Source organism: Uniformispora flossi (assembly GCF_049534875.1).
Classification (GTDB): Bacteria; Actinomycetota; Actinomycetes; order Streptomycetales; family Streptomycetaceae; genus Yinghuangia; species Yinghuangia aomiensis.
The window spans coordinates 1-11,754 of the sequence record NZ_JBMULZ010000037.1 but is presented as its reverse complement, the minus strand read 5'-3'; the positions used below and the strand labels follow the sequence as shown (position 1 = coordinate 11,754).

Genomic DNA, 11,754 nt, shown 5'->3' with positions numbered 1-11,754 from the left:
CCGCCGCATGACCACCCACCACCACCCGGGGCCGGCCTCCCCGGCCTCGCCCCCGCACGCCGACCCGCCGCCGCGGCGGCGGCTCGTCCGCGGGCTGGCCGGCGCCGCCGCGCTCATCGCCGTCCTCACCGTGCTGGCCCGCCTCGCCGGGTTCGGCCGCCAGCTCGTCTTCAACGCCGCCGTCGGCCAGAACAACCTCGGCACCGCCTACACCACGGCCAACTACGTCCCCAACATCGTCTTCGACATCGTCGCGGGCGGGGCACTCGCCAGCCTGGTCGTGCCGCTGCTCGCCGGGCCGCTCGCCCGCGGCCGCGACGGCGAAGCCCGCCGCACCGCCTCCGCGCTCCTCACCTGGACCGTCCTCATCCTGGTCCCGGTCACCCTCGCCGGCGTGTTCCTCGCCCGGCCGCTCATGGAACTGCTGCTGCGCGACAAGGCCGACGTGCCCGGCATGCTCGACCTGGCCACGTCGTTCCTGCTCGCGTTCCTCCCGCAGATCGTGCTCTACGGGCTGGCCGTCGTCTCCGCCGGCATCCTGCAAGCCCACCGCCGGTTCACCGCCGCCGCCGTCGCCCCCCTGCTCTCCAGCCTCGTCGTCGCCGGCGTCTACCTCGCGTTCGCCGCCGAATTCGACGGCTCCCGCGACCGCCTCGCCGGATTCCCGCACGGCAGCGCCCTCCTCCTCGGCCTCGGCACCACCGCCGGCGTCCTCGCCCTCGCGCTGTGCACCCTCGTCCCGCTGCGCGGCACCGGCCTGCGGCTGCGCCCCACCCTGCGGTTCCCCGACGGCGTCGCGGTCCGCGCCCGCGCCCTCGCACTCGCCGGGATCGCCACCCTCGTCGCCCAGCAGCTCGCCACCGTCGCCGTCCTGATGCTCGTCAACGCCTACGGACCCGACGGCGGCGCGGTCACCTACCAGAACGCGTGGATGGTGTACGTCCTGCCGTACGCCGTCCTCGCCGTCCCCATCGCCACCAGCGCCTTCCCCCGGCTCAGCGCCGCCGCGCACGACGGCGACCACTCCGCGTTCGCCGCCACGAGCGCCGCGACCACCCGCGCCGTCCTGCTGGTGTCCTGCGCCGGCACCGCGATCCTCGCCGCCGCCGCGTACCCCGTCGGCCGGTTCTTCGCCCAGATCGGCACCGGCACCGCCACCGACCCGGCGGTCCTCGGCCGCGCCCTCCTCGCCTTCGCCCCCGGACTCGCCGGGTACGGCCTCGTCGCGCACCTCGGCCGCGCCCTGTACGCGCGCGGCCACGGCCGCGCCTCCGCGGGCGCCGTCGTCCTCGGTTGGACCGCCGCCGTCGCCGCCGACGTCGTGCTCGTGCGCGCCGTGCCGGAAAGCTGGACGGTCGCCGCGCTCGGCGCCGGAAACACCCTCGGCATGACCGTCGCCGGACTGCTGCTGGCCTGGGCGACCGCGCGCACCGTCGGCCGCGCCGCCCTGCACGGCGCCCTCCGCACGACCGCCGCCGGACTCGCCGCGGCCGCCCTCGGCGGCGCCGCCGGGGCCGGGCTCGCGGCCGCCGCCGGAACGGGCGGTACCGGTTACACGTTGATCATCGGGGCGGCTGCCGCAATCCTGGGGGCCGCGGTGTTCGCCGCCGCCGTCTACCCGTTCGCGGGAGCGGACGCGCGACGGCTGCTGCGCCGCGGCCGCAGCACCACGGCCGCGGAGGGAAACACCGGCCCGGATCCGGCGGCGGACCCCGCCGCCCGCCCGTCCGCACCGGACGCGGCCCCCGCGGCCGGTCCCGGCGACCCCGGGACCGGCGGCACCGGACCCGGGAACGACAGCCCGGCACGGCGGAACGAGCACGACAACGGGAGGAACCGCGATGCCTGACCCGACGGCCGCCACATCGGAGGACCGCCGCACCAGACCGGCACGGCTGCGGGCCGTCCTCGTGCTCGGATCGTCCACCGGCGGCATCGGCGCCCACGTGCTGTCGCTCGTCCGCGGCCTGACCGCGCACGGCGTCGCCGTCACCGTCGCCGCCCCCGCGGCCACCGGAGAGCACTTCGGATTCGCGGACGCCGGCGCCCGGTTCGTGCCCGTCGAGATCGGCAACTCGCCCCGCCCGTCCGACATGGCCGCCGCCCGCGCGCTCCGCGACGCCTGCGCCAACGCGCACGTCGTGCACGCCCACGGACTGCGCGCCGGACTCGTCACGGGCAGCGCGGTCGGCCGCCGCCGCCCCGGCCGCATCCCGGTCGTGCTCACCCTGCACAACGCCGTCCTCGCCACCGGGCCGCGCGCCGGATTCGCGCACCTGATGGAGGGCCGCGCGGTGCGCATTGCCGACGTCGTCCTCGGCGCGTCCGGCGACCTGGTCGACCGGGCCCGCAAACTCGGCGCCGCGGACGCCCGCCTCGGCCCGGTCGGCGCGCCCCTGCTGCCCGCGCCGCGCCGCGACCGGGCCGCGGTCCGCGCCGAACTGAGCGGCACCGAACGCCCGATCCTGCTGGCCGTCGGCCGCCTCGCGCCGCAGAAGTCCTACCCGCAGCTCCTCGACGCGGCGGAACGCTGGACCGCGCTCGACCCGGTGCCGCTGCTGGTGATCGCCGGCGACGGCCCGATGCGCGAGGAACTCCAGGCCCGCATCGACGCCGACTACCTGCCCGTGCGGCTCCTCGGCCACCGCGACGACGTCGCCGACCTGCTCGCCGCCGCCGACGTCGTCGTGCTGCCGTCCCGCTGGGAAGCCCGCTCGCTGGTCGCGCAGGAAGCGCTGCGCGGCGGTGTCCCGCTGGTCGCGACCGACGTCGGCGGTATCCCGGAACTCGTCGGCGACGCCGCGGTGCTGGTGCCGCACGGTGACGTCGACGCGCTCGCCGACGCCGTCGCCGGGCTGCTGACCGATGGTTCCCGCCGCGCCGGACTCGCCGCCGCGGGACCGACGCAGGCGCAGACATGGCCCGACGAGTCGGACACGGTCAGCCAGGTCCTCAGCGTGTACGAGGAACTCGGGCCGATTTGACCCGAGTTCCCCGGTTCACTGCTTCGACGTCCGCCCCGGGCGGTTCAGTGCAGGTCGTCGTCCGACGCCGCGCGCGAACCGCCTTGGGCCGCACGCTGTTCCGCGCGGGACAGGGACGTCAGCCGCAGGGCCGTGTCGATGAGCGGCACGTGGCTGAACGCCTGCGGGAAGTTGCCGACCTGGCGGCCGAGCCGCGGGTCCCACTCCTCGGCGAGCAGGCCGAGGTCGTTGCGCAGCGCGAGGAGCCGTTCGAACAGTTCGCGGGCTTCCTCCACGCGGCCGATCATCGCCAGGTCATCGGCGAGCCAGAACGAGCAGGCCAGGAAGGCGCCTTCGTCGCCGGGCAGGCCGTCGAGGCCGACGCTTTCGCCGCGCGTGGGGTAGCGGCGTACGAAGCCGTCCTCGGTGAGTTCGTGCTGGATCGCCTCGATGGTGCCGACGACGCGCTTGTCGTCCGGCGGCAGGAACCCGACCTGGGGGATCAGCAGCAGCGACGCGTCCAGTTCGAGCGAGCCGTAGTACTGGGTGAAGGTGTTGCGTTCGGCGTCGTAGCCGTATTCGCAGACCTCGTGGTGGATCTCGTCGCGGACGCCGCGCAGCCGGTCCAGGTGGCGCTCCAGGTGCGCCGCCGCGTCCTCGGCCAGTCCGGCCTCCAGCAGCTTGATGGTGCGGTCGACCGCGACCCACGCCATCACCTTCGAGTGCACGAAGTGCCGCCGCGGTCCGCGGACTTCCCAGATGCCTTCGTCGGGCTTGCGCCAGTTGTCCTCGAGGAAGTCCATGAGGCGCAGCTGGAGCTGGTGGGCGTTGTCGTGGCCTTCCATGCCGGCCAGGCGGCCGTGGTGGAGGGCGTCGACGACCTCGCCGTAGACGTCGAGCTGGAACTGCTCGGCGGCGGCGTTGCCGATGCGGACGGGGCTGGAGTGCTCGTAGCCGGGCAGCCAGTCGGCTTCGTACTCGGTGAGCCGGCGTTCGCCGCCGACGCCGTACATGATCTGCAGGTTCTCCGGGTCGCCGGCGACCGCGCGCAGCAGCCACTCCCGCCAGGCCGTCGCTTCTTCGAGGAAGCCGGTGCGGACGAGTGACGACAGGGTCATCGCGGCGTCGCGCAGCCACGTGTAGCGGTAGTCCCAGTTGCGGACGCCGCCGACGTCTTCGGGGAGCGAGGTGGTGGGGGCGGCGACGATGCCGCCGGTGGGCGCGTAGGTGAGCGCCTTGAGGGTGATGAGCGAGCGGACGACCGCGTCGCGCCACGGGCCGTCGTAGGTGCACCGGGAGACCCAGTCCTGCCAGAACAACTGGGTGTCCTGGAGGACTTCCTCGGCGTCGGTGCTCAGCGGCGGCTGCGCGTGGGAGGGCCACCAGCTGAGCACGAAGGCGTGCCGCTCGCCGGGGCCGACGGTGAGGTCGGCGTAGGTGGTCATGCCGCGGCCGTAGTGGTCGGTGTCGCTCTGCAGCCACACCGAGTCGGGGCCGGCGACGGCGACGGTGCGGCCGTCGTCGTGGCGGCGGACCCAGGGGACGACCTTGCCGTAGTGGAACCGCATGCGTATCTCGGAGCGCACCGGGACCTGCCCGGATATGCCTTCGACGATGCGCACGATCGCCGGTGCGCCGATCAGCTCGTCCGAGGGCGGCATGAAGTCGGTCACGCGGATCGTGCCGCGGGGCGTTTCCCACTCGGATTCGAGGATGAGCGAGTCGCCTTGGTACTGGCGGCGGGTCGACACCCCGCCGGACAGCGGCGCGATCTTCCAATAGCCGTTGTCCTCGGTGCCGAGCAGTCCCGCGAAGATCGCGGGGGAGTCGAATCGGGGGAGGCACAGCCAGTCCACGGAGCCGTCGCGGCCCACCAGAGCGGCGGTCTGCATGTCCCCGATGAGGGCGTAGTCCTCGATGCGATTGCTCACGCGGGAAATCCGTCCTGCCGATGTCCGGCGCTGTGCCTGGAGAAGATGGGTCTGGAAAGGAGACGAACTGAAGGCGGGTGAAACGGGCTGGAGAGAGCTTGGAGGGACGACCGGCCGACCCTCGAAGGGCACGCGCAGTCCTTGATCAGGGTACGCGAACCGGAGCCGTGGTGGCGCCCACTCCGTGACTCTGCGTGGCCTAGGCGGGGGAGTTCATCCGGAACTGCCCTCTTTTCCGATGCTATGCGAGGGGCGGTAGGCACGGATTGTCACGCTCCGAATATGGTGGATCGTCCTCCGTGGTGACGGCTCCGCCTACGGGACGATGTCCGCGTGCGCTGTTACCCTGGACTCCCGTGGACTTGAAGGGACGGCCCGCGACCGAGGCCTCCCCCTTCCGAATCGCCCTTCCGAATCCCCCTCGGATTCCCCCTTCGGATCGACCCCACGGGAGCCCCTCCTTGGCAGTGCAGACGCCCGGCAGTCCGACGCGCGGCGCGCGTTCGGCTCGCACCCGGCCGACCAAGCATCTTTTCGTCACCGGGGGTGTCGCCTCCTCGCTCGGCAAGGGGCTCACGGCATCCAGCCTCGGCGCGCTGCTCAAGGCGCGCGGGCTCCGCGTGACGATGCAGAAGCTCGACCCGTACCTGAACGTCGACCCGGGGACGATGAACCCGTTCCAGCACGGCGAGGTGTTCGTCACCAACGACGGCGCCGAGACCGACCTGGACATCGGCCACTACGAGCGCTTCCTCGACGAGGACCTGCACGGGTCGGCCAACGTCACCACCGGCCAGGTCTACTCGTCGGTGATCGCCAAGGAGCGGCGCGGCGAGTACCTCGGCGACACCGTCCAGGTCATCCCGCACATCACCAACGAGATCAAGTCGCGCATCCGGCAGATGGCCGGCGACGAGGTCGACATCGTGATCACCGAGGTCGGCGGTACGGTCGGCGACATCGAGTCGCTGCCGTTCCTGGAGTCGGTGCGGCAGATCCGGCACGAGGTCGGCCGCGACAACGTGTTCTTCCTGCATGTGTCGCTGCTGCCCTACATCGGCCCGTCCGGCGAGCTGAAGACCAAGCCCACCCAGCACTCGGTCGCCGCGCTGCGCTCCATCGGCATCCAGCCCGACGCCATCGTGCTGCGCGCCGACCGCCCGGTGCCCGCGGACATCAAGCGCAAGATCTCGCTGATGTGCGACGTCGACGAGGAAGCCGTCGTCGCCGCCATCGACGCGCCGTCGATCTACGACATCCCCAAGGTGCTGCACGCCGAAGGCCTCGACGCCTACGTCGTCCGCCGCCTCGGCCTGAACTTCCGCGACGTGGACTGGTCCACCTGGGACGACCTGCTGCGCCGCGTGCACCAGCCGGAGCGCGAGGTCACCGTCGCCCTGGTCGGCAAGTACATCGACCTGCCGGACGCCTACCTGTCGGTCACCGAGGCCATCCGGGCGGGCGGCTTCGCCAACAACGTGCGCGCCAAGATCAAGTGGGTGACCTCGGACAACACCGCCACCCCCGAGGGCGCCGCCCGCGAACTCGCGGACGTCGACGCCGTCCTGGTGCCCGGCGGCTTCGGCGACCGCGGCGTCGAGGGCAAGGTCCAGGCAATCAAGTACGCGCGCGAGCACAAGATCCCCACGCTCGGCATCTGCCTCGGCCTGCAGTGCATGGTCATCGAGTCCGCGCGGTCCCTCGCCGGCCTCGACGGCGCCAACTCGCTCGAATTCGACGAGGAAACCGCCCACCCGGTCGTCTCCACCATGGCCGACCAGCTCGACATCGTCGCCGGCCAGGGCGACCTGGGCGGCACCATGCGGCTCGGCGAGTACGAGGCGAAGTTCACGTCCGGCTCCATCGCCGCCGAGGTCTACGGCGCCGACCACTCGTTCGAGCGGCACCGCCACCGCTACGAGGTCAACAACGCCTACCGCAAGCAGCTCGAAGGCACCGGCCTGGTGTTCTCCGGCCTGTCGCCCGACGGCCGCCTCGTCGAGTACGTCGAGCTGCCGCGCGACGTGCACCCGTACTTCGTCGCCACCCAGGCCCACCCCGAACTCAAGTCCCGCCCGACCCGCCCGCACCCGCTGTTCGCGGGCCTGGTCGCGGCAGCGGTGCGCCGGGTGACCGGCGAAGACCGCGCGGCGGCGGAGGTCGCGGGGTAGCCGCACGCACATGCGGTGACACGGCGGGGGCGGATCGGCGACGCGGATCCGCCCCCGCCGCACGTTCCACTAGGTTTTGCGCATGGACATCGCAGACAGCCCCGCGGAATGGCCGGTCACCGAATCGTCGACCCCCTACCAGGGCCGGATGGCCGGACTCCGCACCGAGGTCGTCACCATGCCGGACGGATCCACGGCCCGGCGCGACTACCTCGTCCACCCCGGGGCGGTCGGCGTCATCGCGCTCGACCCCGACGACCGCGTGCTGGTGCTGCGCCAGTACCGGCACCCCGTGCGGCAGAAGCTGTGGGAGGTCCCGGCCGGGCTGCTCGACGTCGCCGGGGAGCCGCCGCTGCTCGCCGCGCAGCGCGAACTGTACGAAGAAGCGCACCACAAGGCCGACGACTGGAACGTGCTCGTCGACCTGTACAACAGCCCCGGATCGTCGAGCGAGGCCATCCGGGTGTTCCTCGCCCGCGGACTGAGCGAGGTCGAAGGCGAGCGGTACCAGGCGCACGGCGAGGAACTCGACCTCGAGCTGGCCTGGGCGCCGGCCGACGAGCTGATCGGCCGGGTACTGGCAGGCGACCTGCACAACCCGACGCTGTGCGCAGGCGTCCTCGCCCTGCACGCGGCACGGAACCGGCCGGGCGGACTGGACGCCCTGCGGCCGGCGGACGCGCCGTGGCCGGCCCGCCCGTTCTAGTCCCGGCGTTTCCGTCCTGGCGTTTCAGCCCGGGGAATGGTGTACGAGGGGGTGGCGTTGGAGAGCGTCATCCCCAGGTAGGGGTGCGTCGCGCGGCACCCTGCTCCACCGGTTCGCTAACCTGCGCCGTAAGGCTGTCTGGGGGCTGGGAACAGGGGGTCGTCGGCAGTGATCCAAGCGGGTGAATCCACGGCCGTCGCCGGAGGCGACGACGCGCGGAACACCGCCGTCCCCGGACCGCGGGCCGGCGAGGAATCCGGCGTCCCCACGCTGCGCCTCGGCCCCGCCCAACTGCCCCCCGCACCGCTGGGATTCGTCGGCCGCACCGACGAACTACGCACCCTCTACGGCTGGGTCACCGGACCCGGCGCCGCCGTCCCCGCGCCGGGCACCGCCTCGCTCCTGCCGCCCGACCGCATCGTGGCCGTGTCCGGGCCGGTCGGCATCGGCCGCAGCAGCCTCGCCGTGCTGCTCGCCCACCGGCTCGCCCCGCACTTCCCCGACGGCGTGCTGTACGCGCGGCTCACCGGCGCCCGCGGCGAGACCGTCCCGCCCGCCGACGTCCTCGAATCCTTTCTGCACGCGCTCGGCGAACGCGACGTGCCGTCCGGCACCGACGACCGCACCCGCCGTTTCCGCGAACTCGTCGTCGACCGGCGGATACTCCTCCTCCTCGAAGACCTCGCCGGAGCCGGCCAACTGCGGCCCTTACTCCCGGAAAGCCAAACCGCCCTCGTCGTCGCCACCAGCGTCACCCCCTTCACCGGCCTCGGCCGCGCCGCCGTCGTCCGCGCCTGCGCCCTCGACGTCCTCGAACCCGACGCCGCCGCCGAACTCCTCGGCTCCCTCGCCGGACACACCCGCGTCGCCTGTGACCCCCGCGCCGCCGACGAACTCCTGTCGCTGTGCGACTACCACCCCGGCGCCGTCCACCTCGCCGGTGCCTGGCTGCGGGCCCGCCCGCAATACGCGCTCGCCGACGTCGCGCGCCGCCTGCGCGCCGAACGCCTCCGCGTGCAGAGCACCTGCCCCGCCACCGAACTCGCGCTGCGCGCCTGCTTCACCCTCGTGCACCGCGAACTCGTGCCCTCCGCGGCCCGCCTGCTGCGCCTGCTCGCACTCGTCCCCGGCGGCGAATTCGGCGCCGACGCGGCCGCCGCCCTCGCCGACTGCGGACCCGACGCCGCCGCCACCTCCCTCGCCGAACTGTGCGAACTGCACCTCCTCGAACCCGGCCCCACCCCCGGCCGGTTCCGCTTCCACGAACTCCTGCGCGGCTACGTCCAGGAATGCCTCGACGCCGAAGAACGCCCCGGCGAACGCCGCACCGCCCGCGTCCGCCTCCTCGAGCGGTACATCCGCCTCGCCCGCGCCGCCGAGCACACCCTCGCCGGCCGCGGCCGCGAAGTCCCCGCCGACGTCCGCTTCGAATCGCCCGCCCACGCGCGCGCGTGGCTGCGCGAAGAACGCCCCGAACTCCTCGCCGCCGCCCGCGTCGCCGCGTCCGCCGGACTCGACGGACCCACCCGCCGCCTCGTCGCCGTCCTCACCCGGATCCTCGACCGACGCGCGCACTGGCGCGACGTCCGCGAACTCCACGAACTCGCCCTCGCCACCGCCCGACGGCACGGCTCCGGCCGCCAGGAATCCGTCGCCCTCCTCAACCTCGGCAACCTGCACGTCGCCCGCGCCGAACTCGAACAAGCCCTCGCCTGCTACCGCGCCGCCCTCGAGGTCTCCCGCTCCATCGCCGACCCGGCCGGCGAAGGCCGCGCCATGGTCAACCTCGGCAACGCCTACGCCGACCTCGGCGACCTGCAGCGCGCCGCCGACTGGTACGACCGCGCCCTCCTGCTGCGCCGCACCACCGGCGACGCCGACGGCCAAGCCCGCGTCCTCTCCCACCTCGGCCGCCTGCACGCCCGCATGGGCCGCTTCGAACAAGCCCTCCGCGACCACCGCGCCGCCCTCGGCGTCCGCCGCCGCCTCGGCGACCACGCGCACGTCGGCCGCGTCCTCGCCGACATCGGCGAATGCCTCGGCGACGCCGGACGCACCCGCGAAGCCCTCACCGTCTACCGCGACGCCGTCGAAGCCTTCCGCACCGCGGGCGACGAACGCCTCGAAGCACTGACCCTGCTGCGCACCGCCGACCTCCTCGACGACGCCGGCGACCCCGGCGAGGCCCGGGCCCGCCGCCGCCAGGCGCTCGCCCTGGTCAGCGACGTCCCCCAGGCCGACGAGATGCGGCGCCTGCTCGACGAGGACGCGCAGCCCGGAGTCCCCGCGCAACGCGGGGAGTGACCCGCACCACCGCCCGCCGGGGTCCCCGGCGGCTTTCTGCTGCCCGCGCGCGGGCACTCCGCGTGAGTCCCCATGCGTACGGGTACGCCACAAACAGCAGCTCAGCACCCCTCCACGGGCGTCCCAACCTGGGAAAGCCAAACAATGTGCTGCATTCACTGGCACTTTGTAAGGTTGGCAGGGTGTTGGGACCGCATTAAGCTAGGTGTGCCTCGGAGTGACGGCAGTGCGCCTCAGCCTGCCCGCGGGTCCGCCGGACAGCTTCCCCGACGGCGTCTCAACCCTCTGTACGTAAGGACGTGGATAGCCGTGAAGGTCGGCATTCCCAGCGAGGTCAAGAACCACGAGTACCGCGTGGCGATCACGCCCGCCGGCGTGCACGAACTCGTGCGCAACGGCCACCAGGTGTTCGTCCAGAAGGACGCCGGTCTCGGCTCCTCCATCACCGACGAGGAGTACGTGGCCGCCGGAGCCACCATCCTCGACACCGCCGACGCGGTGTGGGAGACCGGTGAGCTGATCCTCAAGGTCAAGGAGCCCATCGCGGAGGAGTACGGGCGCCTCCGCAAGGACCAGACCCTGTTCACGTACCTCCACCTCGCGGCCTCCCGCGAGTGCACGGACGCGCTGCTCGCGGCGGGGACCACGTCCATCGCGTACGAGACCGTCCAGCTCCCCGGCGGCCAGCTTCCGCTGCTCGCCCCGATGTCCGAGGTCGCGGGCCGGCTGGCCCCGCAGGTCGGCTCGTACCACCTGATGCGCCAGGGCGGCGGCCGCGGCACCCTCATGGGCGGCGTCTCCGGCGTGTACGCCGCGAAGGTCGTCGTCATCGGCGCCGGCGTGTCCGGCCTGAACGCCGCGGCGATCGCGCTCGGCATGCAGGCCGAGGTGCTGCTGCTCGACAAGAACATCGAGACGCTTCGCCAGGCCGACCGGATCTACCAGGGCCACCTGCAGACCGTCACCTCCAACGCCTACGAGATCGAGCGCGCGGTCGTCGACGCCGACCTCGTCATCGGCGCGGTGCTGGTGCCGGGCGCCAAGGCCCCGAAGCTCATCACGAACGAGCTGGTGGCGAAGATGAAGCCGGGCTCCGTGCTCGTCGACATCGCCATCGACCAGGGCGGCTGCTTCGAGGACTCGCGTCCGACCACGCACGACAACCCGGTCTACAAGGTCCACAACTCGATCTTCTACTGCGTCGCCAACATGCCGGGCGCGGTGCCGCACACCTCCACCTACGCCCTCACGAACGCGACGATGCCGTACATCGTCGCGCTCGCGAACAAGGGCTGGCGCAAGGCGTGCCAGGACGACGCGGCGCTCGCGCTCGGCCTGAGCACCCACGAGGGCCAGCTCACCAACGGCGCCGTCGCCGAGGCGCACGGCCTGGGCTACGTCGAGATCCCGCAGCTGCTCGCCTGATCTGCGACTGCCGAACATCGGCCGGGCCCCTCCCCTGAGGGCCCGGCCGACCCCGCGGCGGCGCGCCCCTGTCGTCGCCGCGGTTTCTCCGGCGCGAGCAGCCGGCCCCCGACGGCCGCTCGCGCCGTCCGACGCGGGGGTGCCGGGGCCCCAAAAGGGGGGGGCCGGCACGCCCGGTTTTGGGTGGGTAAAAACCGGGGGGACCCCCCCCATGGGGGGGGCAACACAGCGCCCGTGAGGTATAAAAAAAAAAA

Annotated in this window: 7 protein-coding genes; 6 read left to right on the top strand and 1 reads right to left on the bottom strand. The window is 73.0% G+C overall.

All coding sequences use genetic code 11. The features are described from left to right. Window positions 1-7 precede the first annotated feature (7 nt). Both murJ and ACPA54_RS38495 read left to right on the top strand, forming a co-directional pair. A complete protein-coding gene (gene murJ, locus ACPA54_RS38500) occupies window positions 8-1,849 on the top strand; it encodes a murein biosynthesis integral membrane protein MurJ (protein WP_423537148.1) in 1,842 nt (613 codons plus the stop codon). Beyond that, the gene (locus ACPA54_RS38495; protein WP_423537146.1) at window positions 1,842-2,984 is read left to right on the top strand and encodes a glycosyltransferase family 4 protein; all 1,143 of its coding nucleotides are present in this window, start codon (window positions 1,842-1,844) and stop codon (window positions 2,982-2,984) included. Before murJ ends, ACPA54_RS38495 begins: the two co-directional genes overlap by 8 nt. Before the next feature lie 44 nt (window positions 2,985-3,028). Here the strand turns inward: ACPA54_RS38495 and ACPA54_RS38490 are convergent, their stop codons facing one another. After that, window positions 3,029-4,894 (bottom strand): glycoside hydrolase family 15 protein, encoded by a 1,866-nt coding sequence (locus tag ACPA54_RS38490; RefSeq protein ID WP_423537144.1) that lies wholly within the window; start codon window positions 4,892-4,894, stop codon window positions 3,029-3,031. A gap of 461 nt (window positions 4,895-5,355) precedes the next feature. On the opposite strand from ACPA54_RS38490, the gene ACPA54_RS38485 reads away from it, so the two are divergent. From ACPA54_RS38485 to ald, 4 genes are all read left to right on the top strand, one after another. Continuing rightward, window positions 5,356-7,065, top strand: a complete 1,710-nt coding sequence (locus ACPA54_RS38485; RefSeq protein WP_423537142.1) for a CTP synthase — start codon at window positions 5,356-5,358, stop codon at window positions 7,063-7,065. A gap of 82 nt (window positions 7,066-7,147) precedes the next feature. Beyond that, window positions 7,148-7,771, top strand: a complete 624-nt coding sequence (locus ACPA54_RS38480; RefSeq protein WP_423537140.1) for an NUDIX domain-containing protein — start codon at window positions 7,148-7,150, stop codon at window positions 7,769-7,771. A 168-nt stretch (window positions 7,772-7,939) separates the two neighbouring features. Beyond that, window positions 7,940-10,075 carry a tetratricopeptide repeat protein gene (locus ACPA54_RS38475; RefSeq protein WP_423537138.1) on the top strand — a complete coding sequence of 712 codons (2,136 nt, stop codon included), beginning with the start codon at window positions 7,940-7,942 and terminating at the stop codon, window positions 10,073-10,075. Between the two features lie 309 nt (window positions 10,076-10,384). Further along, the gene (gene ald / locus ACPA54_RS38470) at window positions 10,385-11,500 is read left to right on the top strand and encodes an alanine dehydrogenase (RefSeq protein WP_423537136.1); all 1,116 of its coding nucleotides are present in this window, start codon (window positions 10,385-10,387) and stop codon (window positions 11,498-11,500) included. Window positions 11,501-11,754: the final 254 nt, after the last annotated feature.